At 41.8% G+C, this 23,730-nt stretch carries 24 protein-coding genes; 5 read left to right on the forward strand and 19 right to left on the reverse strand.

Annotated features, from left to right (window positions below):
* Positions 1–59 precede the first annotated feature (59 nt).
* Complete coding sequence (locus tag AB6F11_RS00810; protein ID WP_102393219.1) at positions 60–1,133, forward strand: LacI family DNA-binding transcriptional regulator; 1,074 nt, start codon at positions 60–62, stop codon at positions 1,131–1,133.
* Between the two features lie 233 nt (positions 1,134–1,366).
* On the opposite strand, the gene AB6F11_RS00815 is transcribed toward AB6F11_RS00810, so the two are convergent.
* Positions 1,367–2,293 (reverse strand): LysR family transcriptional regulator, encoded by a 927-nt coding sequence (locus tag AB6F11_RS00815; RefSeq protein WP_102393200.1) that lies wholly within the window; start codon positions 2,291–2,293, stop codon positions 1,367–1,369.
* 100 nt (positions 2,294–2,393) lie between these two features.
* On the opposite strand from AB6F11_RS00815, the gene chrA reads away from it, so the two are divergent.
* A complete protein-coding gene (chrA, locus tag AB6F11_RS00820; RefSeq protein WP_102393199.1) occupies positions 2,394–3,536 on the forward strand; it encodes a chromate efflux transporter in 1,143 nt (380 codons plus the stop codon).
* 41 nt (positions 3,537–3,577) lie between these two features.
* Here chrA and AB6F11_RS00825 read toward each other — a convergent pair whose 3' ends face one another.
* From AB6F11_RS00825 to AB6F11_RS00905, 17 genes are all read right to left on the reverse strand, one after another.
* Complete coding sequence (locus AB6F11_RS00825) at positions 3,578–4,297, reverse strand: class I SAM-dependent methyltransferase (protein ID WP_102393198.1); 720 nt, start codon at positions 4,295–4,297, stop codon at positions 3,578–3,580.
* Positions 4,298–4,306: 9 nt separating this feature from the next.
* Positions 4,307–5,236, reverse strand: coding sequence for a glycosyltransferase family 2 protein (locus tag AB6F11_RS00830; protein ID WP_102393197.1), 930 nt, complete (start codon positions 5,234–5,236; stop codon positions 4,307–4,309).
* Positions 5,229–6,995 carry a hypothetical protein gene (locus AB6F11_RS00835; protein ID WP_102393196.1) on the reverse strand — a complete coding sequence of 589 codons (1,767 nt, stop codon included), beginning with the start codon at positions 6,993–6,995 and terminating at the stop codon, positions 5,229–5,231. The genes AB6F11_RS00830 and AB6F11_RS00835 overlap by 8 nt, the downstream gene beginning before the upstream one ends.
* 34 nt (positions 6,996–7,029) lie before the next feature.
* Positions 7,030–8,034 (reverse strand): lipopolysaccharide assembly protein LapB, encoded by a 1,005-nt coding sequence (locus AB6F11_RS00840; protein ID WP_102393195.1) that lies wholly within the window; start codon positions 8,032–8,034, stop codon positions 7,030–7,032.
* A complete protein-coding gene (locus tag AB6F11_RS00845) occupies positions 8,031–9,002 on the reverse strand; it encodes a type II secretion system F family protein (protein WP_017080031.1) in 972 nt (323 codons plus the stop codon). The genes AB6F11_RS00840 and AB6F11_RS00845 overlap by 4 nt, the downstream gene beginning before the upstream one ends.
* A gap of 3 nt (positions 9,003–9,005) precedes the next feature.
* Positions 9,006–9,971, reverse strand: a complete 966-nt coding sequence (locus AB6F11_RS00850) for a type II secretion system F family protein (RefSeq protein ID WP_102393194.1) — start codon at positions 9,969–9,971, stop codon at positions 9,006–9,008.
* A 9-nt stretch (positions 9,972–9,980) separates the two neighbouring features.
* A complete protein-coding gene (locus AB6F11_RS00855) occupies positions 9,981–11,432 on the reverse strand; it encodes a CpaF family protein (RefSeq protein ID WP_050644903.1) in 1,452 nt (483 codons plus the stop codon).
* 33 nt (positions 11,433–11,465) lie between these two features.
* On the reverse strand, positions 11,466–12,686 hold the full coding sequence (locus AB6F11_RS00860) for an AAA family ATPase (RefSeq protein ID WP_102393193.1): 1,221 nt from the start codon (positions 12,684–12,686) through the stop codon (positions 11,466–11,468).
* 26 nt (positions 12,687–12,712) lie between these two features.
* Positions 12,713–13,210: a TadE/TadG family type IV pilus assembly protein gene (locus tag AB6F11_RS00865; RefSeq protein WP_170962339.1), complete on the reverse strand. Its 498-nt coding sequence runs from the start codon at positions 13,208–13,210 to the stop codon at positions 12,713–12,715.
* Positions 13,210–13,638: a TadE/TadG family type IV pilus assembly protein gene (locus AB6F11_RS00870; protein WP_081229525.1), complete on the reverse strand. Its 429-nt coding sequence runs from the start codon at positions 13,636–13,638 to the stop codon at positions 13,210–13,212. The genes AB6F11_RS00865 and AB6F11_RS00870 overlap by 1 nt, the downstream gene beginning before the upstream one ends.
* A 2-nt stretch (positions 13,639–13,640) precedes the next feature.
* Positions 13,641–14,909, reverse strand: coding sequence for a TadE/TadG family type IV pilus assembly protein (locus AB6F11_RS00875; RefSeq protein WP_102393191.1), 1,269 nt, complete (start codon positions 14,907–14,909; stop codon positions 13,641–13,643).
* A gap of 16 nt (positions 14,910–14,925) precedes the next feature.
* Positions 14,926–15,222, reverse strand: coding sequence for a hypothetical protein (locus tag AB6F11_RS00880; protein ID WP_170962338.1), 297 nt, complete (start codon positions 15,220–15,222; stop codon positions 14,926–14,928).
* Positions 15,185–16,639, reverse strand: a complete 1,455-nt coding sequence (locus AB6F11_RS00885) for a type II and III secretion system protein family protein (RefSeq protein ID WP_048605622.1) — start codon at positions 16,637–16,639, stop codon at positions 15,185–15,187. The genes AB6F11_RS00880 and AB6F11_RS00885 overlap by 38 nt, the downstream gene beginning before the upstream one ends.
* An 8-nt stretch (positions 16,640–16,647) precedes the next feature.
* Entirely contained in the window at positions 16,648–17,397 is a 750-nt protein-coding gene (gene cpaB / locus AB6F11_RS00890) for a Flp pilus assembly protein CpaB (RefSeq protein ID WP_048605624.1), read from the reverse strand.
* The gene (locus AB6F11_RS00895; protein ID WP_102393189.1) at positions 17,390–18,739 is read right to left on the reverse strand and encodes an AAA family ATPase; all 1,350 of its coding nucleotides are present in this window, start codon (positions 18,737–18,739) and stop codon (positions 17,390–17,392) included. The genes cpaB and AB6F11_RS00895 overlap by 8 nt, the downstream gene beginning before the upstream one ends.
* 37 nt (positions 18,740–18,776) lie before the next feature.
* Positions 18,777–19,307, reverse strand: a complete 531-nt coding sequence (locus AB6F11_RS00900) for a prepilin peptidase (RefSeq protein ID WP_102393188.1) — start codon at positions 19,305–19,307, stop codon at positions 18,777–18,779.
* 157 nt (positions 19,308–19,464) lie between these two features.
* On the reverse strand, positions 19,465–19,635 hold the full coding sequence (locus tag AB6F11_RS00905; protein ID WP_102393187.1) for a Flp family type IVb pilin: 171 nt from the start codon (positions 19,633–19,635) through the stop codon (positions 19,465–19,467).
* Positions 19,636–19,829: 194 nt separating this feature from the next.
* On the opposite strand from AB6F11_RS00905, the gene AB6F11_RS00910 reads away from it, so the two are divergent.
* Both AB6F11_RS00910 and AB6F11_RS00915 read left to right on the forward strand, forming a co-directional pair.
* A complete protein-coding gene (locus AB6F11_RS00910) occupies positions 19,830–20,573 on the forward strand; it encodes an AraC family transcriptional regulator (RefSeq protein ID WP_102393186.1) in 744 nt (247 codons plus the stop codon).
* Between the two features lie 83 nt (positions 20,574–20,656).
* A complete protein-coding gene (locus AB6F11_RS00915; protein ID WP_102393185.1) occupies positions 20,657–22,345 on the forward strand; it encodes an AMP-binding protein in 1,689 nt (562 codons plus the stop codon).
* Between the two features lie 91 nt (positions 22,346–22,436).
* On the opposite strand, the gene AB6F11_RS00920 is transcribed toward AB6F11_RS00915, so the two are convergent.
* A complete protein-coding gene (locus tag AB6F11_RS00920; protein WP_102393184.1) occupies positions 22,437–22,643 on the reverse strand; it encodes a DUF1127 domain-containing protein in 207 nt (68 codons plus the stop codon).
* 103 nt (positions 22,644–22,746) lie between these two features.
* Here AB6F11_RS00920 and AB6F11_RS00925 point away from each other — a divergent pair, with 103 nt between their 5' ends.
* Positions 22,747–23,697 (forward strand): LysR substrate-binding domain-containing protein, encoded by a 951-nt coding sequence (locus AB6F11_RS00925; RefSeq protein WP_102393183.1) that lies wholly within the window; start codon positions 22,747–22,749, stop codon positions 23,695–23,697.
* Positions 23,698–23,730 lie beyond the last annotated feature (33 nt).

The raw sequence follows: 23,730 nt of genomic DNA on the forward strand, positions 1-23,730 counted from the left end.
TTCATTTCGCTAAATTGGATAAGCTCATCGAACGACGGGAATATTCGATGGACGGTGTGATGAGTGTAACTTTTAAAGATGTGGCGAAGCTGGCTGGCGTATCGACTCAAACAGTATCAAGGGTGACGAACGGTTCGCAAGATGTCGCAGAATCCACTCGAAACAAAGTGAATGCTGCGATAAAGAAGCTTGGATATGTGCCCAATAAAGGGGCTCAAATGCTCAGCCGTTCCAAGTCCACCAGCGTTGGTTTAGTCACGCTCGATATGGCACTGCATGGCGCAGCAATGATCGCCAATGGCGTGCGAATGCAGGCTCATGATATGGGTTATGGCGTCGCTTTCTCTGTTGTTTCCGAGCCTAATCTCGCGAACACCCGTGAGGCTATTCGTGAACTGATGGCTCAACAGGTCGACAGCATCATTCTCAATGTGCCTTTAAAGAGTGCAGACGCCGAATTGCTGGTAGAACAATATCAACACTTGAACCTCATCTTCATTGATGTCCCTTCTAACAGCCAAGTTAACTATATATGCGGCGATCACGCCGAGGGCGCAAAGCTGGCGGCTCAGCATCTTATTGAAAATGGTCGCTCTGAATACTTGTTGATCAGCGGGCCTAACGAATCCAGTGCCTCACAAATCCGTCTTCAGAGTTGGTTGGGTGTGCTATCAGATGCAAACTGTCAGGTACAGTTTCAACATCAAGGAAACTGGCAAGCGGAAAGTGGCTACCTTGGCATTCGAGACGCCGTTGCGAAACAAATCCCATTTGATGCTGTGTTGGTCGCCAGTGATCAAATGGCATTAGGGGTTTTACGCGCACTGCAAGAACTGCAGATTCCAGTCCCTGACAAGGTTGCGGTCGTCGGCTTTGATGGCATCGAGGACAGTGCGTTTTTTAATCCACCACTGACCACCATCAAACAAGACTTCACCACGATTGGTCGACAAGCTGTGGTACTTGCAGAGAAGCTCAACGCTAACTCACAAGATGCTTTACTGCAGCACCATATCGAAACTGCATTACTCCCAAGAGAAAGCAGCCAACCTAAGGTGACGGCTCACTATGAAAAACAAGAGATCGAGCAACTGCTGAAAAGAATTCAGACCCTTTTGCCAGAATCGACATAAAAGAAAAAGCGCTAGGGGGAGCTAGCGCTTTAAGACCAACTAAGTCCGTTTAGCCTGGTAGATTTTTAAGCTATATCATGAGGATATAACCAATTTTTTTACTTAGGTAAATCAAAAAGCCTATTCTTTACGACTGCCTTGAGTCGTAAATTAAGTATAGTCGGGTTCTTATAATAAACCGGATTTTTCTAAAATTAATTCATATGAATTTGACGATTAACCGACACAATAAACTATTCGGAAATCACAGATGAGATCGCATTAGTAATCAACTTTCTAAGTAGTTTATTTTTATCATCTAAATGCTTTGCCTTTCTATAAACAAGCTGGATATCAAAATCTGGAACATCAATAGGTGGCTTCACAGCTAGTAAGGTTTCTTCACTATCAATATCCTTGCGCGCGACTAGCTTGGGGACAATACACAATAGTTCTCTGCCACGAATGAGTCGTTTAACAGTTAAAAAGTTACTTGAAGATATAGCGACTTTTCGACTGAAACCTAGCTCAGCCAATCGAATATCAACACCCGTTTTTAGAGCCCCTGCAGGAGAAACCAATGCATGTTCTACAGATACAAACTGATCTAAAGACATTGGTTGTTCAATAGATAAAACCGACTGATCGAACAAACACACATGTTGCTCTGTATACAAATGCTTTGTTCGATAAGGCTTTGGTACCTCACCAAAACTGCCGATCGCGATATCGAGCTTAGCGTCTTCAAACACTTGTTGATAGTTGCTTCGATTGACATTGAATAACGTCACTTGAGAATAAGGCGAAGATTGCTTAATAAGATCAAACAACATTGGAGCGAACATCTGCTCTGCATAATCGGTAAGTCCGATCTTCCAAGTGCCTTTATAGGTTGCTACATCAAACGATTTAGACAACAGTACTTCTGACTGAATGGTATTGAGTAAGGCATCGACGGTGCTTGATAATTCAATCGCTCGGTCGGTCGCTTCCATCTTGCTACCGACCCGCTCAAACAAAGGGTCATCAAACAACTTTCTCAGTCTTTGTAAGCTATGACTCATCGCTGATTGGCTGACATAACAACGTTCAGCCGCCTTACTAACACTGTTGGTTTTATACAGAGCTTGCAGTGCAATCAATAAGTTAAGGTCAATTCCTTTCCAGTTAAAATCAGCCACAAATCAATCCCATATTATTCATAGTTATAATTAAAACAATTAATTTTAATCATAGTTCAACTCCACCTAAATTACGCTAAACATTTATCTGGAATCGATCATGCTTTCAATTTTTAAAACCTTTTTCTGGCTTGGCTGGATTAGCTTCGGTGGACCTGCGGCACACATTGGCTACTTCCGTAAAACCTTTGTTGAGAAACTGAATTGGTTATCCGACGAAGAGTACGGGCAAATTGTCGCCCTCAGTCAATTTCTGCCGGGTCCAGGCTCAAGTCAGGTTGGCTTCGCGGTTGGTTACAAAAAAGGTGGCTTAACCGGTGCGATTGCCGCATTTGTCGGCTTCACCTCCCCTTCAGTCATCCTAATGTTGATATTGGCCTTAGTGAGCAACCAGTTGTTAGAAGCGCCGCTTTTCATTTCAATCATCCACGGACTTAAGCTACTCGCGGTCGTGGTTGTAGCTGACGCCACTTTCGGCATGTACAAAAACTTTTGCCAATCAAAGGTAGCAACAGCACTGTGTGTGATAACCGCGATTGTTCTACTTTTAATTCCTGGGATCTGGCCTCAGGTATTAGTTCTATTGTTTGCTGCTATGGTTGGCAGTAAGTTCTTAACCTCACACGAATTAAAAGCAGCACCTTCGACGCACAAGATATCGTTAACACCACTCGTGATTTTCGTTGCTTTACTGGTTGGTCTGCCTCTATTCAGTGCTTACTCTCAAGGCATTGAAGTATTTGGCTTGTTCTACCAAGCAGGCAGTTTGGTATTCGGTGGCGGTCACGTGGTTCTTCCGTTGCTACAGAATGGCATTGGTGACCAACTGTCTCAAGATGCCTTCCTAACAGGCTATGCCGCAGCGCAAGCCGTACCGGGACCGATGTTTACGTTAGCCACTTACCTAGGTTATGTATTAATGCCATCAGCACCGATCACAGGGGCACTGCTCGCAACGATTGCGGTGTTCTTACCGGGCTTCTTGCTGCTACTGGGTGTATTGAAGAACTGGCAGGCAATTGCGAGTAAGCCTCTAGTAGCTGGGGCGCTTACAGGTGTGAATGCGGCTGTAGTCGGCTTATTACTTGCGGCTCTATACCAACCCATCTTCACAAGTGCAGTGAGTAGCGGCTTAGACTTCGCTCTGATCATTGTTGGTGTGTGGTTATTGAAAACCGTGAAGATGCCGATTGTAGGTTTAGTGGGGATCTTCATGTTATTGGGTGCGATTACCAATCTGTAACATTAAGCATTAGAGTAGGAAGCTAACTGCTTCTTCCTACTCTAATGCTTAGAAACAATTTTAATTCCATGAAAATTGAAGAATAAATTACAGTCGATAAGGGGTGCAAAGCTCAACGGCCAAAACGAGTTTTGATTGTCAGGAAGGTAATAGTTTAAAAAGGCAATTAGGTTATTACATGGATTAACATGTTCCCTCGCCATTATGTAATCGTAATTCCACCCCTTTTTTAAACCGTGTTTTCTTGTCGTCATATAACGACCGACCTTCCAAGCAATTCCGGGATCGGTAGGAATCAAAATAGACAGAGTGCCTCCTGGTTTTAACACTCGTAGCCACTCTTTGATCACCAAATGAGGCTCGTATAGGTGCTCCAATATATGAGTTGCGATCACGCGATCGAAACTGTTGCTTTCAAAATCTAACTCACAAGCATTAGTTACGTTAAAAGTGAGTTTGTCATAAGAATTGATACGACTGAGTTGCTTATCTGCTACTTCGAGTGCTGATGCATCACCATCACTAACAATGTATTCATCGAAGGTGTGTTTAACATGCAATAAGTGTTCACCAGTTCCAGAACCTACCTCTAATACCTTGGGGAAATGCTTATCTTCTCCGAAGGGGCTTTCACACGCGATATGACCGGCCCTCATCACATACCCCGTAGTATTGCTCTCATAAACTCGTTCATCGTATTCATCACTGAAACGAGACAAATAATCGAGCCATTCCTTATCTTCATCCTTGCTTATTCTCATACCAGAATCCTATTCCAATGGTTTGTTATTACTGCATCTTAATATAGAAAGAATTCGCATCTCTCGCCGACCTCGTGACACGTTGTCGAGTATCAATCCACAGAAAAAAGACATCACCGCAATTAATGCAATCGAGCTAGACAAAATCGCAGTTGGCACCCTTTCTACCAGCCCGGTATCAACAAAATCTAAAATAACGGGAATCCCCAAGCTCAATGAGATGACACAAAACAACATAGACAATACGCCAAAGAAAAACATCGGCTTCACATCTCTCAATAAGAACAAGATAAAGTTGAGGATCTTGAGACCATCACTCAAGGTGTTCAGCTTACTCGCCGTGCCTTCAGGCCTTGAGTGATAATGAGTGGATACTTCTTTGATCGACATATTGTGGTGCAATGCATGCACGGTTAGTTCCGTCTCAATTTGAAAGCCATCACTGAAAATAGGGACCGTTTTTACAAACCGGCGACTCATCACTCGATAGCCAGAGAAAACGTCATTCAATTGAGCATTGAACCCTTTATTTATCAGAGTCGAAAACATCTTATTACCCAAAATATGTCCCTTGGGATAAGCCATTGAAGTTCGCTCGCGACTGCCAATGATCATATCGAGCTTTTCATTATTTAGTTGGTCGATCAGCTCGGGGCATATTGAGGCGTCATAGGTATCATCACCATCAGCCATCACATAGATATCGGCGTCGATATCAGAAAACATCCGCCTCACAACCTCCCCTTTACCTTGGCGCGGCTCATGTCGCACAATCGCCCCTGCTTGTAACGCCTCGTTGACCGTGTTGTCGGTTGAATTATTGTCATAAACATAAATGGATGCATCAGGTAAGGCTTGTTGAAAAGACGTGACCGTTTCACCAATGGCTCCGGCTTCGTTATAACATGGGAGTAATACTGCGACTTTCTGTTTATTCATGCTCACTCCTTACTTTAAAAACTCGATAACCATCCTCAATTCCATCATATGTAACGTCTAACCAAGCCGGAATATTATCCCCATGAAGTCTCCTAACTAAAGAGTCCTCGCTTCCAGAGTCCTTTAGGAGAGTTAAATGAGGGTCATTACCGATCAATATATAATCAACCTTTTTATCGACTATTTTGTTTCTTGCTAGAAGCATGTCCTCTTCTAACATCACTTCGATTAAAAATTGGTTACCCACAATATTTCTATGATAAGGCGCGGCGATTATATTGTTGTTCGTTTTGGCCAATACAGGTGCACCTGTTTCTATTCCTGAAAGAATTGTATGAGAGTTAATACCGTTATCTTTTAGTACATTAAAGATACTTGGTGACTTGTATTCATCATCAAAGGTAGTGGTAATTTCCCCTGTTGGAGACAATGCAATAATGAAAAATGCTACCGATAACGGAGATCCAGAAAAAATAATGATGATTTTTAATATTGTGGTTCTGACATATTCAGATAGTTTAATAATAAAATATGCTTGAAAAGGTGCAGCTAAAACAAAGCACAACCTTATTACTCTAACCTGCCAAAACATCGCAAGAGCTAAATTAAACATGAATATGAGATACAGTACTGTACAGTGGTGATTTTTAATTCTTAAAACTGGGTATAGAATAGCGGGTACCAATAGTAAGGCATAGTTATCAACAGAAAAGAAACCTTTAATTTCTATGTAATCAACTACAGATTTAGCCTCGGTGACCTGATCTAGCCAATAAAGTTTAAGTATCGGTGGGTAATCAATAAACAAAGCACTGGTCAGCGAGGGATAAAGAATCCCAACAGGAAGCAAACACAACAAACCAAGGGAAACAAACAATAACATTCTTTTATTTAAGCTCATGTCATCATTAGCCAGTCGATTGTAAATATTAACAAACACCCAACCACTAAGAAAAAGAATAATGAGAATGAATGATATTTCATCATATTTTAAAACAAAAAACTCATCATAAGGTCTATTTAATAAAACAGCAAAAATAGAAAAAATAGTACAAGTTACGTATAGCTTGGAGATGTAACTAAACCATCCGTTATGAAAAAAGCTGCAATAAACCATATAAATAACAAAGAAAGCCATAAATAACAATATATTCTCCATTCCTGTCCACAACGATAAAGACAGAAAAGCAGATTGAGCGTAAACACGCCATGATTGTTTCAGATTATGAATAGTAATAGGTGTTAAAGACAGAAACAGTGTTGCTAATATAAGTTGAATATTGTGATGATCAATAGAACCGGGTAAAAAATGGATAATTGAAGGCGAAGAAATCGCAAACATCATACTAATAAAGCGATACTTGGCACCGAAGAGGTGGTCAGCTAGGTAAAAGCATGACAGCGAAAAAAGTAGCAAGTAAAGCAGAGGGACAAGAGAAATGGATATTGTATAAGCAAGATTATCATCGACGATAAACAACAATGGAAAAGCTACGAGCGATAAGATTAAATCAGGAAAGCGAGACCAATGAATAACAATGCCATCAGCGGCATTAAAATTATTCATTGGCTCTAGGTACCAATGTCCAGTTGCCATCCAATCCTGAAATTGAACGAAACGCATATAGTCGTCATTATCATTCAGGTTAAGAGCTGAAACACTCTCCCACTTGTAAATAAAGATCACTGTGGCACAAACTAGCCAAATGACAGAGATAACAATGATATCTTTATTAAAACTCTCACTTTTAGGCGACATGAATATCCTTTTCACTGAGCCAAAATTTAAACGACTATTGCTCCATCTCTCTCACTTCCGCTAGTGCTCTGTTTAAGTTTTCGTTCGCAACTCTGTAATACGATGGTTTCTTGTCTATTGCTTGCTGAAGGTAAGGAACGGCTTCATCCGGCTTACCTTGTAATATTAGGAAATACCCTACATTATTCAACGCTTCAGGCGTATCCATATGTCGCATAAACATATTAGTGGCTTTCTTAACATCACCGGAAGCCAGATAAATGAGGGCTAGATTGTTTTGGGCCTTCTCACTATTTGGCTCTAACTCTAGAGCTGAACGCGTGTACTGATACGCTTCCTTGTAATTGCCGTACATGTAATGGGAGTAGCCCATATTCAACAGAGCTTTGAATGAGTTTTTGTCTATCTGCAGTGACTTTTTGAAGTACTCTTGAGCTATCTGATGCTTTCCGTCGACATCTTCCAACACACCAATTCCCATATATGCTGATGCAGGAGACATACTGTCAACCTTCAAGCTAGCGACTTCACTTTGGCTTAACGCTTGGTGGTTTTTAATCGTTTCACTGCTTTTCAAACGAACTTGGTCGGCATTAATCGCTTTAAAGAAATAACTTCGACCTTCATCCGTTCGTCGCTGCTTCGTATACAAAACGCCTAATTCCTCCAGTACCTCGGTATGTGCTGGATTGAAATCTAAGGCCGCCAAATACGCTTTCTCGGCAAGCGCCGAGTTACCGCGAGACGAATGTATTTGCCCAATAGTGAACAGGGTTTTATCGTGAAATTCTTTTTCAGGAAAAGACAAAGAGCGTATGTATTCATACAACGCCAAGTCTATATTGTTGTCTCGCAGAGCAATGTCACCGCGCATAATTGCTTCTTTTTCATTTAGCGGCGGATCATCACTAGTCAAACTATCGATTGGTTTACCCGAATACAATTCGGCATCAAATTGGTTGGTTGGTTCATCAGAAGATGCACAACCAAGTAGCAAAATTGGCAATAGTAGTAGAAGAAACTTATTGTATAGCATCATAAACTTGCTCCCGGCGCACTTAATGCGTCCATTACGATCAAGAGTCCAGGGCCAAGTGCAACAATGAAAAAGCAAGGCCAAATAAATATCAACATGGGGAATAACATTTTAGTCGGTATTTTCGCCGCGATTTCTTCAGCGGCTTGCTGACGCTTATCTCTAAAATCTTCAGTATAGTCACGGAGCGTTTGCGCTAAACTTCCGCCCATTCTCGATGCATGAGAAAGCAAAGAAACCAAGCCTTCCAATTCGACTAAACCGGTTCGTTCGATAAGCTGCCTAAGCGCATCAGGCATAGTGACGCCCGCTTGAATTTTAGCAAACACAGTCTCTAGTTCATCCGCAAGTTCAGGCTGAGAGATATAAAGCTCTGATGCAACACGTCCAAGAGCTGCATTAAAGCCAAGCCCTGATTCAGTACATACAACAAGAAGATCAAGCGCATCAGGGACGCCGTTTCTGATTTTTTTCTGACGCTCTTTTTGTAGCTTACTTAGAATAATATTAGGTGTGAATGTGCCAAGAAAAACACAGGTCATGATGAGTAAATTATTATAATCTCCGCCCAACGCTATGTAATAAACCATAAAGCCCGCGACGATACCGATTAAGCTAGATAAAACCTTCAACGCATAGAAAACCGATAACGAACTCTTCTCATGGAACCCGGCATGCATCAACTTTTCCGAGTAAGTTTCATTATCTTTTTTATTACCTTTACTTATAAAAGGGCTTAATGATTCTAACGTATTCGAGAAGTCGTATGGTTTTCTGCCAGTCGGTGCTCCGTCTTCTGATATCTGTCTCAGTTTCTTGTCCAAAGGAGAACGAGCTCCTAAAAATAGAAATCCAAGCGTTAGCGTTAACAAGACTGTTGTAAGCAAAATCATCGAATAGATAACCATCTGAGAGCTAACTCCAAAGTCAGCTAACATCTGCTTCCAAACTTCAATATTTAATAATTCCATAGGTTATATCTCTATGCTGATGATCTTTTTAATCCACAAAGCTCCGATAGCCAAAAGAACAATACCGACACTCACCATCGAGAGACCGCGAGGATCTTTATAGAGTGGCTCTATATACTCGGGGCTAGCGACCCTTAAAGCGAAGAACAAACCAAATGGAGATAACGTTAAGATCCATGCGGATAAACGACTTTCAGCAGAGAGCGTTTTGATTTTCCTTTCCAGTTTAAAACGCGCTCTAAGTACTTCAGATACCTTTTGCAGGTTTTCAGATAGGTTACCCCCAGTCTCTTTTTGCAACATTACAGCACTAGAAAATGCCAACATTGAGACGGTTGGTACTCGTTCTGTCATCTGTAGAATCGCTAAGCGTAAGTCATAACCATAGTTAAGTAGGTTATAGGTATTTTTAAATTCAATACCGATTGGATCTGGAAGTTCTTCGCCAACTTCATTGAATGATTGGACGAGCGGTTGTCCTGCTTGCAATGCGCGTCGAATAATATCTAAAGCCTCAGGAAGTTGTTCCTCAAATCGAGCCATTCGGTAAGTCACTCGATTTTGCACAAATAGATAAGCGATAACCCAAACAAAAATGAACGCTCCAACACTGATGAACCATACTTGGTTCGTCATTATCGATATCAACGTGAGTGACACACCACAAAGAGAAACAATAAGTAAGAACCTGCTTAACGTCACTTTCATACCGGCTAGTTCCAACATTTTTTTCAAGCCAGCGAAGAAAGAAATAACGATGAGCTTACGATCTAGCGGGGACAGTTCTTTGTTATAGTGTTCTTTGAGTAATGACAAACTCTCTGCATCGATATTACGTTGCGTCTCTTTCAAACGTCGAGACAACTCTTTGTGCTTCGCTTTTTTCCCTGCAGCAGGGAGCAACAAAGCTTGAGAGATAAAAAGCACCGCAATGAATAATAGACCTAATGAAACGCTTACATTGTCCATAATCTCTCCTTAACCTTTGGTCTCACTAAAGAGCTCGAAAGGTAGGTCGAGTCCACGTTTGACTAACTGGTCATGGTATTGAGGAACGACCCCCGTTGCCGTGAAATAACCGATAATATTGCCGTCTTCATCAATACCTTTACGCTGAAAACGGAATATTTCCGACATTGTGATCACCTCACCTTCCATGCCGTTGATCTCTTGGATACTCACCATACGACGCTTACCATCTTCTTGGCGTTCCATTTGAACAACAAGGTGGATAGCCGAGGCAATCTGAGCTCGTAAGTTTTTGGTTGATATGTTCCACCCTGCCATCGAGAACATGTTTTCGACACGACTTAAGGCATCACGAGGGGTATTAGCGTGAATGGTAGCAAGAGATCCATCATGACCGGTATTCATCGCCGCTAGCATGTCAACGGCTTCGCTACCACGAACCTCACCAACCACGATTCGGTCGGGGCGCATACGCAGGGTATTTTTTACGAGCTCTCGCTGGCTGATTTCGCCTTTACCTTCTAGGTTTGCAGGGCGAGTTTCTAAACGAATGACATGAGGTTGTTGAAGTTGTAATTCCGCCGAGTCTTCTATGGTAATAATTCGTTGATCTCTAGGAATAAAGCCAGAAAAGATGTTAAGTGTTGTCGTTTTACCAGAGCCAGTCCCTCCAGAGATTAAGATATTTAATTCACCTTTAACCGCAGCTTCGACAAACTTAGCCATCTGAGGAGACACTGAGTTATAGTCAATCAAGTTATCCATAGTCAAACGGTCTACAGCAAAACGACGGATAGAAACGGAAGGACCATCAAGTGCGAGAGGTGGGATAATCGCATTAACACGTGAACCATCAACTAAACGGGCATCTACCATAGGTGACGCTTCATCTATGCGGCGACCAACCTGACTGACGATACGGTCAATAATGTTTCTTAAATGGCGATCATCAAGAAAAGTATAGGGCGTTTTTTCAAGTTTACCTCTTCGCTCCACGTAAACACTTTTAGGGCCGTTGACCAATATATCTGACACGGTTTGATCGGCTAATAAGGGCTCCAACGGACCAAGGCCAAAAACCTCATCTTCTATCTGTTTGATGACCCTTTTTCGACCTTCTGCACTCAGAGCATGGCTACCATCTTCAGCCATTAACTGTACGATGGCTTCGTGCAAATCTAACTTCGCACGCTCTTTCTCCAAGCTCGAAAGTAATCCTAAATCCAATGTCTCAAGCAACTGCTTATGAAAGAAGTGTTTGATTGACAGTTCCTGCTCTAAAATCTTTCGAGCCTCATCAATCGCCTTTTCCTTTTCAACGCTCGCTTCAGTATTCCTAGAGTGACTAGACACCTCAACATTGGATAAACGGTCAACAGGATTGGCATCTTCTGAATCATGCGAAATCTGTTCTACTTTTTTTTCAAACTCTGGATTTACATTTTTTCGTTTAAAGAACATCACAATCCCTCGTGTTTACTTTTCATCAACCCATTATGAAAACAACTTTTTCAGCCACCCTTTCTCTTCTTGTTCTGGTGGTGATAGAACATGAGACAAATCGATGATAGAGCGAGTAATAGAGCTTTTCTTTCTCGACTGAACTAACGGCTGCCCCAAGTTGGCACTCTCCAGCGCAACTTTAAAATCGTTAGGCATAAGATGTATATTGTGATTACCCACCGCCTGCTCTACATCTTTTAACTTAATTGAATGTCGCTTTTCATAACGGTTGAGAATGACCTCTATTGAGTCGCTTTGTAGGCCATATTCAAACTTCAAAGACTTAATTAATCGACTGGTGTTTTTGACTGAGACTAAACTTTGTTGCAAAACCAAAAGTACTTTCGTCGCAGGTGATATTGCTGATGCAAACACGTGGTCTAAGCCTCTAGACAGGTCAATGATCACATAAGGGTAAAAACGACGCAGAATTGGAAGTAATCTGCCAATTTTCTGAGCCTGTTCGAAATCATCTGCGTTATTTTCATGCTTAAAGCTTAGAACATGGAGACCCGATTCGTGTTTATTTACCAATGACCCCAAAGACATTTCATCCAAATCATTAGAACTGTTGATCGCATCCGAAACACTATAAGTGGGGGTTATGTTCAAATAATCAGGTATCACGCCAAATTGAAGATCGATATCGAGTAAAAGTACTTCGTTAGGGTGCTGCGTGGCCATCTCAATAGCAGTATTTAACGCTAAAGTGGTTGCCCCCATCCCTCCTTTGGTGTTCAAAAACAAGATAAACTCTCCGTAACTGGAGTTCTCAAGCTTTTCAGAGGCCGTTTTCTTCAAGAGTGGCAGTAAGTCCGATAGAGTTACATTGTGAGACAAAAAGTCTGATGCCCCTAAACGCAGGGCGATTTTTAGTGACCCATTATCACTTTCATCACCGAGCACAACTAAAGACAAGTCCTTGTCTTCTAAAGACAAATCATACCCTTGCAACTCAACCATTTTTTGCGCCCAATTCCCATTAGCTTCAACGAAAATAAGCTCTGGAACATCCGCACTTTTTAAGTACTCTTCACTCATTGCCGCAAGAGAAAACGACGTCACATGAACATTTCGGCATTTTTTTAGCTCTTGACTCATATGCGAGTGAAAGCCGTCAGTACTGTAAACTAACCAAACCTTTAAATTTGTTTTTAAACGAGTCATATCCTTATCGTTTTCATTCGGCGTTATTTTGATCGCTTCCCCCATACATTTATCTCCTTTTAAATAACCGCTTATGGGCATCTATTCCATATGTTAGGGCTGGTTTCAGTTTGAGGCCTCACCACTCCCAAACTTTCTGCTGGTAGTATTGTTTCAAACGCAGGGGCGGCTAGAAATCCATTATTTCCTAGAAAGCTTAGGTTACTGATTAGCTGAATGCCATAACCCGTAGCCCTAGCACGCACAAATTTAATATCACCAAAGTTCGCTTCAAAATCAGAAGCAACCTCTACCCCGCTCGCGTCTAAGTAAGCCACTTCTAAGTTCGCATTAGTAAACCCAACAAGAGGAATATCATCCACCACCATTCCGGCAATATTATCTCTATCAAGGACGTAGCATACCGTCGCTAACCTAGCAGCCTTCCTAGTTGCTTCACTGACCATTTGCAGCGAAAATATATAGGCACCTAACGCTAAAATGAGGAAGAGCAGCAGAAAAATTAATGATGAGACCAAAGTGAACTCAATAATGGCAAGCCCTTTGGTTCGTCTTTTAAGTCTTATCATCACAGCACCCTCATCACGGAAGTCACACTTAATGGAACAGCAAAACTCTCGTTCGAAAAAGGAATAGACAAGAAGAGTGGAACATAATCATACGTCACACTGACTCGTACATAACTGTCTCCTGAAGGAGGGGTTACAGTCACATCCGATGTCGTCAGTGAAGATAATACAGCTGTTCCTACGCTGTTCTGACCATAGACCACGACATTCTGAATTTCAGACGTCGGTGCGATGGTTCCACCAATAGTTCCATACACTTCACTAACCGCATAACGAGCGCCATTTTGCACTGACTTCGATATCACATTGTAGTGAACAAGAATATTGCCAAGCTCTAGAACTAAGACTAGAAAAAACAGTAAAACGGGAGTCGCAATGACCATCTCTACGGCAGCAAATCCCTGTTGAAATTGATTAGATTGCTTCATGATCAAGATTCCCCACTATCGGGGTCCTTATACAGAACAATCTTATAAGTCCCTTCTGTTGTCGACGTTGTACTACCTGATCCACCAGCAACACTGCAAGAGTGGATAAACTCACCAAAAACGGCGGGTGTACCTGAGTTGTTAGTTGGTGCTTTTTGCAACAAGAAAAAACAGCCAATCTTGTGCACGGTAAAGTCAGTTGCACCACCACTTTTACCAGAGCAATCCACCATAGGAATTGGCAAAATACGACGCCAAGCGACACCATTAGATGCACACCCAGAACCACCGTTTGCTATGCAGGCGTTGGTATCTGACTCATATTGAGCATAGGTATAACTTCCGTCAGAATCGATCTCTCCCGTACCGGCATCAATCGTTATTTCATTGGTAGGTTCTGTAGTTACATAATCTGAAGGGTAATCAGATGCAGATAAGCCACCACCATAATCACCAAAACGAGTATTCAGGCCATCGCCTGTGGGACCAACCGTTCCTCCTGGTTTAGTGGTTATATTGTCACCAATCGCTACAGGATAACTATAGTTCCCACCCAAGCCTTCTTTAACTGTTTTACCACCAGAGCCGAAGTCCAATAGGTGATAATTACCATTACCCATTTCAGATAGTTTGTTATCCCCTACTTTAAGAGCATGAACGGTGCCGACTTCATAGCCAAATACATTAACTATCTCTTCACCTGTCACATCGTGATAGCCATCTTCTGGATCAATATCGTTATCCGAAGTGCCATCACCAATACACACACCAATGGGTACCACGTTATTAACTACATCTTGACCTGAGCTGGGGCCAGCAACGGCACTTGCTGATACTGCCTTATCAAGGCCAAACATATGAATGAAAAACTCATCCATCTCTAGTGCATCTACGCGAACTCGCACATAAACATCTTCATTTGCACCGAACGTCGCCGTGCCAGTAAAATCCTGTGGGTCATTCGAATAATCAATGCTTATAGAAGCGGTCGAGAAATCAATTTCTTGGTTCCCTGTTGAAGCCGCCATGGCATTGAGTGCCGTACCAACTTCTGCGTCTACAGCATCTTTATCTTTACTATTGTCTAATATGGTTGCGGCAGCCAACGCTGCAGAATCGACTGCATTTTGTAAGCGCGTTTTATTTACAACCATATGGTTTATGTCTACAGCTAGCGCTGAGACAGCTAGAAAAACCAGCAAGGCAGCGGTAATCATCACCGCAACTAAGCCTTGTTGTTTTTTAGGGCTTTGTGATACTCGATACAACATATGAGTACCTCCAGATTTAGTTAAAATCTTCTAAGATCTGGCTACTACTTCCGGACAGATCATTTTCACCTCTGCCAACATATCTGTCGTAACCAGTCTGCATCCGCTCCCCTGTACCATCAGGTACTTCGAGTAAATTCTCTTGGGTCGCATTAGGGTTATACGTTTGCTCTGTTTTCACTAGTGCTACCGAGTGCCCTAAACGAGCATCGTTCGCACAGCCAACCAATAACATTGTGAGAAAGATCATCATTATTTTATTCATATCTATCCCCTTATAAATCATGCCCAAATGAGCCTTCGCTACCACCATCGGTCGGTGATATATCCTGTGAAGCTTGAGATTGTTCTGAATCAGATTCAGACGGTTCAGCGATGTAAGCGCTTCTGCCTAACAAGTAATATTCCAAATCATTAGGATCAACAAAGGCATCAGTTGGTAACGTCACTTTCGTTCGGTCAATAGGTTTAGCGAGTCGAGGAGTAACAAGAATAACGAGCTCTGTTTCACCAGATACATACTCTTGGCTATTGAAAAGCTGACCTAAAATCGGCACATCGCCAAAGCCTGGCATCTTGTTACTGATGTCCCTAACATTCTCACTCAACAACCCCGCAATACCGATGGTTTGACCGTCGGCTAACTCAAGCGTCGACGATGCACTTCTTCGGGTAATAGGAGGGATAAAGTAAGTCGCATTGGTGGTACCAGGATCAATTGTTAACGAGCTACTATTGGCAATCTCACTCACATCAACCGCTAAGTTTAGGTTGATTTTTTTGTCACTGAGTACCGTGGGGATGAACTTTAAACCTACACCATATTCTTTATATTCAATGGTAATACCATCTTCATCAGGCACCGGAATGGGAAATTCTCCCCCCGCTAAAAACTCAGCCTTTGAACCGCTTAGCGCGGTTAAGTTCGGTTCAGCCAAGACTTTTGCCACACCATTTTGTTTTGCTACGTCCAATGCGAAAGTAAACAATGTATTACTATCAATGAAAGAACCTAAAATACCGTAATCAGTAGAGGTAGGAATATTGAAAATAGGGGTTGCACCTAACACTCCGGCAGGGACTGAAGACGCCCCCCAAGAGAAGTCAGATCCACTGGTTTGGAAGAAATGGAAGTTCGCATCAAACTTTCTTACCAAGCTTCTTTGAACCTCAGCAACCGTCACCTCTAACATGACTTGTTGGGCACCGCCGATAGACATCAAATTGATAACACCAGTTGCGGCAGCTTGTTCACTTCCGCTTTCTTTTGATGCGTCAGCAGCCTGCCCTGACGAATAGGTTTCTGCGATTCGCATCGCCACATTCATTTGTTGTTGGTTACTGACCTGACCGCTCAATAATAGACGGTTCTGCGCACTGTGCACTTCTATAGTTTCATCAGGAAGGAACTCATATAATTTAGCTTTGAGGCTATTAAGATCATGAGTAACCTCAATGTTAATAGACTCAATCAACCGACCTCGAGAGTCCCAAGCCATTAGGTTTGTCGCACCTAATTTTTTACCAATTAAAAACACTTCATTTGATTTTAAAATTACAATATCTAAAACTTCAGGATCACCAAGAGAAACCTTCGCCGCTTTTCCCGACAGCACGACATGCGTAGATTTATGATGTGGAACCGTGACTGTTTTTCCCGTTTGTAACGCCGCAACACTGGCCGTAGAAATACAAATCAGGCTCAAAACACACGCAATTAATATTCTCATATTTCACCTCAATCCTTGACGCGCACATTAGATGTTTCTGTACCTTTGATAATGGTGACACTTGGTCTAGGCACATATCGACGAACCACTTTTTTCTCAACTTCATGTGGGTTTCTCAAAGTCAGCTGAATATCGCCTTTGCTTTTAGCCGTGAGAAGCTTCTCTGCCTCTTTCGGCGTCATCTCAAGTGTTACCGCTCGTACAATAATCGGACTGTTTTCTTTCGTTTTAGCCGTTTGGTCGACAGCCAAAACCTTAATGTCTTTTAATACTGTTTGAGTCGCTGCAGAATTTTTTCCGTAAGAAACCGTATTAAGAATATCAACCTTGTTACCCGGTAATAAGAAACCCGCCACACCAATAACATCATCAACACGTATTGTTACCGCACGTTTATTTTCAGGGATAAGAGCTGCAAGCGTTGACCCTTCTCCTGGTACAGTAAATCGTAACTTGTGAAGCACCTCTCCCGCATAGACAGTATTCGCAACAACCTTGCCAATCAGCTCTGCTTTATCCGAATAGTTATTTTCATTAATCCAATCAACTTCCATCAATCTGGTGGTTAAAAACTGATCCTCGATAATAGTTCCGGCTTCAATTTCTTGTGATGCGACAACAACGGGGTGACGCTCGACCGTTTCAACTTCAACGGTTGGCTGAACTTGATCATCCATCCACTGCTTAGCAAAAAATACAGCCGCTAAGCCGAATACTACGGACAGTAAAAACAGTAGGAAAACTTGACTCTTATTCATTATTCTCTTCCTCGTGTCCATCAGAGGTAAAATAAACTTCCCATGCCATGGAAAGAATATCGAATGTGATAACAGGTGGGAGTTGCTCAAACGAAAGAATGTCTTTGCTTATACCAACGAGATCTTTCGGTAAACATGGGAAAAGTGGCACTTTTAAAAGCGTGTGCATTTGAGACAAACGCTCAAAAAAACCGTCTTGAAGCTCTACCTCTTTATCAGCAACGACGCTCATCCATAAAGCTTCATAATCTCGCTGATTAAGTGGCTTGAATTCAATCTTGTAACCCAAACGACGTAAAAAGGCAGGATCGCTTATTTTCTTGGGGTTTAGATTGGTAGAAAAGGCAAGAGTTAATACAAATGGCATCGTTATCTGCTGACCATTAGGCAACGACAAATAGTCGAATGAGTACTCCATCGGTACAATCCAACGGTTAAGAAGCGCATCCACCGGCATGGGCTGACGACCAAGGTCATCAATGATAAAGATCCCATTGTTTGCCATCATTTGAACTGGTGCTAACCAGACTCGACTATTTTCTGAATGATTCACTTCAAGCATATCCATTGTCAGTTCACCCCCAACTTGGATATTTGGCCTTTCACAATTAAGCCAACGCTTGTCGTACTGATCTCTGAGGGAAATGCTTTGATCGCTGCCGTTACTATCCAGCGGTTTGTGATGTTGCGCCGAGAACACCTTGATAATGTTACCTAATGCATAGACTGCATAGGGAATAAATACAGAGGTGTGCAAAGCATTCACAATTCGGCTTGCGACAAATGTTTTACCCGTCCCTGCATGTCCATACAGCAACAAGGCACGCCCGGAGTTGATTGCAGGCCCTAGCACTGAAATCATTTTGTCGACACCATATACATCATCCAGTGCAGCCTCGACATGCGGCCGAGTCACTAGCTCTGCTCTGAGGTCTTGCTGTTTTACCACGTCACTATATTGAGAGAGTGAAACAGGTGCGGGACCTAAATAAGCATCACGTTTAAAGGCAAGATCAGCTTCTTCAAGTCCTTTCTCAGAAAGGGAATAACGGACATGACTGTGAGATGCTGATGAAAGAGTAAGATCTGTTGCGGGTTGGAAAACTTCGATGAGTGATTTTTTTCTTAAAACGGCCAAAGCACTTTCAACAATATGTGTCACGACACACAAATAGTTAGAAAGCTCTAAAACATCCGACTTTGGGTAAGCTGACAAGTGCTTAAGGACAAGGTTTTCGACAACAACTTCAGGAACTCCCAGCATCTCAATAGATGTAGGTACACTTGGCGCTGAAATTTGAGGCTTCAAAGTTGTTGGAGCTGTACGCCCTATAATATCCATATATTATTCCTCTCCACAAAGCTAACCAACAACAGGTTCAAGTAAAGTAGCTATACATCGCCAATCCCATGACAACAGAGGGTGCAAAAGGCATCGTCACCTTATTTGAATACCTAGCGTGCAAGCTCGCACTTTCATCTAATACTGGTGCCACTCCACCAAGCACGATCAGCTTATTTTCAAAATAGCCTTTGATACTCAGACTGTTCGAGTTGGAAAAGTTATATAGCAAGTAGAAAGTCCCGATCACTCCAGAAGAAAGTAGGATAAAGTACGACGCATCAAGTAATTGTCCCCACCCAAGATACATCCCCACGATACCTAATAGCTTCACATCTCCTGCAGACATAGCTCTTACAAAATATAAGAGTAATCCAAAACAAAAAAACACCGCGAATCCAACGAAGGACATTAAGAAAGCATCAAAAGTGTAATTGCGGTTAAACATTGATAAAAAATACACAAACAAAAACAGTATCAATATTTTGTTTGGTATACGATGCTTCTCAACATCGTATACCGAAACTGCAATTAGCAATGCCCAAAAAACTGAAGGCTCATTAATCATATATTTAATTCATACACTCGAAAAAATGCTCTGGATTTTACTAAGTAAGGCTGTTGCCATCCCAGAAAAAATCAATCCTATAGCAATAACAAGTAAGGCTGCAGCGATAATATAGGAAACCGAAGTAAGCCCTCTTTGCTGCCTCACTACTTTCCGATCATAAACCATTAACAATTGAATTCAGTTTGGCTGACAGTGTAGTTCCTAAACCTGAGAATACAGTTGTTAGACCTAATACCAATAATGCTGCACCGATTACATACTCGATTACAGTCAACCCTTCTTCATCTTTCATGAATTCTTTACAATTATTCAAAAACTTATCCATGAGAACCTCTCCTTGATTTACGTATCAGGCTTTGTTTACCTGTAAACTAAATCTAGAGGTGAGAGATATATTAGGTTAGGATTTTTTTGCCATTCACTTGCACTTTTTTGTGGTACTTCTAATCTAACTATTACACATGGTCATTTATCTTTTTTTAAACTCATATTTGAATATGAAATAGAGTTGGTATTTATATGAAAGTAGTAACACCTTTATTATCAGATAAAGATAGTGATTTTAACGCTGTTATTATCAATAAAATAAGCCACTACTTTCCTATTGAAAACTTTGGACAAGATATATCTATAATCAGCAACTTAGATGTAAGGTTAGTGTTTTTTATATTGAATAAGCCAGATAAACTTCAACTACTTACAATGGCTTTAGCTATTTGCGAGAATCTAAATAAAAGAATAGTCATTATTTGCTCGGACCCGTTACCTAATATCGTTCGAAATCATAAGAATATATTTTTTATTATCGAAACAAACAGTAAACATCTGACCAGTACATTCGAAGAACTACAGCGTAAAACGCAACATATCTTCGAGCCTCACTTTGATCTCGACCGAGATACGAACAACAATAATCAACTACCTGCAAAGTTATTTACCTCTGAAGTCGTTAACTTTGTTATGGACAACATCAACAAAGAAATCAAAGAAACAGAGATCGCAGAAAAGTGCCATTGTTCAACAACCTACTTTTCTAAAAAGTTTCATCTACACTTTGGGGTAAGCTTTAGAGACTTTGTATGTGATAAACGAATCCTGTTAGCCAAAAAGTTAATCGAAGCCGATACCGAATCAAAAATAGCTGTTATTTCTTACCAATGTGGATACAAGGATGTGTCGTATTTTTCAAGAATCTTTAAGAAAAGGACTGGAGTAACACCCGCAAGTTACAGACGTGCCTGCACGGATAACAGAAAACGCTAATTTTACTCCCTAAAAGAAAAAATCATGGTACATTTAACATGATTTTAACAAAAATAACTTAGCGAAAAACATGGAGTTAGACAATGATTCAGCCTAACGAGTTTAGCCAAGAAAAAGCAACAGCTCTCCCTACACCCAATGACATGATTTTAAAATGGGCAGAAGAATGCCCAGATGAAGTCTATTTAAAACAAATCATTAACCGCCAATTTGTTGAGTTCACTTATAAAGAAGTGGCCGACAAAGCACTAAAACTGGCGTCAGCATTAGAAGGACTCGGAGCCCAACCCGGCGATCGAGTCGCTCTCGTTTCAAAAAACTGTGCAGAGTGGTTTATCTGTGATCTTGCCATGATGTTAGGAGATTTTGTCAGCGTCCCAATCTTTCCAACAGCAGGTGCAGATACCATTCAGTACTGTATTGAACACAGTGAATGTAAAATTGTGATTGCGGGTAAGCTTGACGATCCTAAAGCCACTCAAAAAGTACTTGATGACAACCCGAGCTTGGTGAGTATTTCACTGCCATACGACAGCGCAGCGAAGTGCCAACACACTTTCGAGCAGCTCATTGAGACACATGAACCATCAACCAAACGCCCTCAGCATCACGACGATAAGCTGATGTCACTTGTTTATACATCGGGTACATCAGGGTTACCTAAAGGCGCAATGCTTACGTATGGTGCCTTTACATGGTCAGTTCAGAGATTAATCGATCACATTGGTATCCAACCCGGCGACCGTCTGTTTTCTTATTTGCCTCTTGCCCATATCACAGAACGAGTGTACATCTTTGGTTCGTCCGTAATGGGTGGTGTAGTCACTGCTTTCCCTGAATCTTTAGACACCTTTATTGATGATGTGAAAATGCATCGCCCTACACTGTTTATCTCAGTTCCTCGCTTATGGACTCTGTTCCAGCAGCGAATCCAAGACAAATTGCCACAGAAGAAACTGAACTTCTTACTGAAGATTCCGTTTATCAACAACATCATTAAGAAGAAACTTGCTGATGGCTTAGGGTTAGACCAAGCTCGCGTTCTTGGATGTGGTTCTGCACCTGTATCACCCGCTCTACTCGCATGGTATGAGAGTGTTGGCCTGCACATTACCGAGGCATGGGGCATGACAGAGTCTTTCGCCTACAGCACGCTCAACTACCCATTCAGAGCCGATAAAATTGGTACGGTTGGTAATGCAGGTCCAGGGATCGAACTCAAAATAGCTGAAGATGAAGAGATTCTAGTTCGAGGCAAAGGCTTATTCTCTGGTTACTACAAGAATGATATTGCAACCCAAGAGTCTTTTAACTCGGATGGTTGGCTTCATACCGGTGATATCGGTGATATCGATAGTGAAGGTTACCTAACGATTCGTGGGCGTAAGAAAGATACCTTTAAAACCGCTAAAGGTAAGTTTGTTGCCCCTGTACCAATCGAAAACAAACTGTTTGAGTACAGCCGCGTAGAAATGATGTGTTTGATAGGTCTTGGCCTACCTGGTCCAATCCTACTTGTGGTACCGCATGACTTCCCTAATTTCGATCGAGCTCGCTATGAGAAAACGACAAAGCGCGTTATCGAGAAAATGAACGAGCAGCTTGGTTCACACGAGAAGATCAAAGGTGTATTGATGATTAAGGAACCATGGAGCATTGAGAATGGCGTGTTAACCCCGACTCTCAAAATCAAGCGACATATCCTTGAGCAGAAATACCATGAAGTTGGTCATAACTGGCCGAAAGATAAATTGGTGGTTTGGGAAGAATAATTAAAATCGTGAGGGAGCCATTATGGCTCCTTTTTTGGCAGCAAAGTACGCTCAACCTTAGATTAGCCAGTCCCTCCCCTAACACTCCCACTCACTCCCAAAACGATTTTTTCAGTTCCTTATCAACTTGTTCCTGTGTAATCCCTACATCTCTCAACAAATACTCTGGTAGCTCAGACAGCTGCTTTCTGGTTCTACGATTTTGAAAGTACATGCCTAATTTAGAATAGAATTTCTTAATTGATAATGATGACAAAAATGAATGGTTGGTATTTGCGGTTGCTGTGATCGTATCCATAACCTTTCTCCTGTTGATCTCTCGCTTTGTTATGGTCAATAATCGACCAATAGAGCAACATCGACAAACGATAGATACTGGCATTCAGTTAAGGAAAACTAATGTGAGAGAGCGCACCCCACCTTTCCAAGGGATATACTATTTTTATACTGCGGCTGAAACAGGCAGTTTTAAGCTTGCAGCAGAAAAGCTATTTGTCACGGCTGCAGCAGTCAGCCAACAAATTCGCCAACTTGAAGAATGGTTAGGCGCAGACCTGTTTATTCGTCAGCACCGAAAAATAGTACTCACTCATGAAGGTGAAGTGCTTTACCTGCAAGCTAAGAAAGGCTTTGCTCATATTCAAGATGGAGTAAGACGAATAAACCAAGACCCCAACCCCACTCAATTGTCGATTTCGACCGTGCCCTCTTTTGCACAACATTGGTTAGTACCTAGAATTGGCGACTTCCGCGACCGTCATCCAGATTTATCGATGTTAATAGAACCGACCAACAAACTGGTTACCTTTGAAGACTCGGCTGTCGATGTCTGTGTTCGATATGGTCATGGTAACTACCCAAACATTGAATCACGTTGGTTGATGGACGAAGTGGTTTACCCTGTCTGCCATCCTATCTATCAAGACAAATATGGAATCTATGACATCAGCGATCTGCATAAAGCAGAGTTAATTGAAGACCGTTGGCCTGATATGGACTGGAATCTATGGTTAGACGTTGTTGGGGCGAAAGCAGGCCGTTCGTCACTGCAATTTGACGGCTCACATTTTGTTTTAGAGGGTGCATTATCCGTTCAGGGCGTAGCCTTGGTTAAGCACAGCTTGGTGTATCGCTATTTGCAGGAAAAGAAACTCGTCCGAATCGGTAATATCGCTCTGAAGCCTAAATACAATTATTTTTTATGTGCACCTCCAGGTTACTTCCATCGAGAAAAGATAAAACGATTCGAAGAATGGATGCAGGCTCAAGTTAAATTGTTTGGTGATACAGGTAGAGAAGAATTGTCGATTATCCACACCGATTACGAACTTAAATGGTCTGATAATTCATAAAGCGAAACTGGTATACTTAGCTCAAATAAATGG

The sequence above is a fragment of the Vibrio sp. 10N.247.311.14 genome (assembly GCF_041467715.1).
Classification (GTDB): Bacteria; Pseudomonadota; Gammaproteobacteria; order Enterobacterales; family Vibrionaceae; genus Vibrio; species Vibrio crassostreae_C.

What these genes read in the sequence shown, in the direction of transcription:
- AB6F11_RS00810 (WP_102393219.1), top strand. Translation starts at nt 60, where the DNA reads ATGAGTGTAACTTTTAAAGATGTGGCGAAGCTGGCTGGCGTATCGACT.
- chrA (WP_102393199.1), top strand. Translation starts at nt 2,394, where the DNA reads ATGCTTTCAATTTTTAAAACCTTTTTCTGGCTTGGCTGGATTAGCTTC.
- AB6F11_RS00825 (WP_102393198.1), bottom strand. Translation starts at nt 4,297, where the DNA reads ATGAGAATAAGCAAGGATGAAGATAAGGAATGGCTCGATTATTTGTCT.
- AB6F11_RS00830 (WP_102393197.1), bottom strand. Translation starts at nt 5,236, where the DNA reads ATGAATAAACAGAAAGTCGCAGTATTACTCCCATGTTATAACGAAGCC.
- AB6F11_RS00835 (WP_102393196.1), bottom strand. Translation starts at nt 6,995, where the DNA reads ATGTCGCCTAAAAGTGAGAGTTTTAATAAAGATATCATTGTTATCTCT.
- AB6F11_RS00840 (WP_102393195.1), bottom strand. Translation starts at nt 8,034, where the DNA reads ATGATGCTATACAATAAGTTTCTTCTACTACTATTGCCAATTTTGCTA.
- AB6F11_RS00845 (WP_017080031.1), bottom strand. Translation starts at nt 9,002, where the DNA reads ATGGAATTATTAAATATTGAAGTTTGGAAGCAGATGTTAGCTGACTTT.
- AB6F11_RS00850 (WP_102393194.1), bottom strand. Translation starts at nt 9,971, where the DNA reads ATGGACAATGTAAGCGTTTCATTAGGTCTATTATTCATTGCGGTGCTT.
- AB6F11_RS00855 (WP_050644903.1), bottom strand. Translation starts at nt 11,432, where the DNA reads ATGTTCTTTAAACGAAAAAATGTAAATCCAGAGTTTGAAAAAAAAGTA.
- AB6F11_RS00860 (WP_102393193.1), bottom strand. Translation starts at nt 12,686, where the DNA reads ATGGGGGAAGCGATCAAAATAACGCCGAATGAAAACGATAAGGATATG.
- AB6F11_RS00865 (WP_170962339.1), bottom strand. Translation starts at nt 13,210, where the DNA reads ATGATAAGACTTAAAAGACGAACCAAAGGGCTTGCCATTATTGAGTTC.
- AB6F11_RS00870 (WP_081229525.1), bottom strand. Translation starts at nt 13,638, where the DNA reads ATGAAGCAATCTAATCAATTTCAACAGGGATTTGCTGCCGTAGAGATG.
- AB6F11_RS00875 (WP_102393191.1), bottom strand. Translation starts at nt 14,909, where the DNA reads ATGTTGTATCGAGTATCACAAAGCCCTAAAAAACAACAAGGCTTAGTT.
- AB6F11_RS00880 (WP_170962338.1), bottom strand. Translation starts at nt 15,222, where the DNA reads ATGGTGGTAGCGAAGGCTCATTTGGGCATGATTTATAAGGGGATAGAT.
- AB6F11_RS00885 (WP_048605622.1), bottom strand. Translation starts at nt 16,639, where the DNA reads ATGAGAATATTAATTGCGTGTGTTTTGAGCCTGATTTGTATTTCTACG.
- cpaB (WP_048605624.1), bottom strand. Translation starts at nt 17,397, where the DNA reads ATGAATAAGAGTCAAGTTTTCCTACTGTTTTTACTGTCCGTAGTATTC.
- AB6F11_RS00895 (WP_102393189.1), bottom strand. Translation starts at nt 18,739, where the DNA reads ATGGATATTATAGGGCGTACAGCTCCAACAACTTTGAAGCCTCAAATT.
- AB6F11_RS00900 (WP_102393188.1), bottom strand. Translation starts at nt 19,307, where the DNA reads ATGATTAATGAGCCTTCAGTTTTTTGGGCATTGCTAATTGCAGTTTCG.
- AB6F11_RS00905 (WP_102393187.1), bottom strand. Translation starts at nt 19,635, where the DNA reads ATGGATAAGTTTTTGAATAATTGTAAAGAATTCATGAAAGATGAAGAA.
- AB6F11_RS00910 (WP_102393186.1), top strand. Translation starts at nt 19,830, where the DNA reads ATGAAAGTAGTAACACCTTTATTATCAGATAAAGATAGTGATTTTAAC.
- AB6F11_RS00915 (WP_102393185.1), top strand. Translation starts at nt 20,657, where the DNA reads ATGATTCAGCCTAACGAGTTTAGCCAAGAAAAAGCAACAGCTCTCCCT.
- AB6F11_RS00920 (WP_102393184.1), bottom strand. Translation starts at nt 22,643, where the DNA reads ATGGATACGATCACAGCAACCGCAAATACCAACCATTCATTTTTGTCA.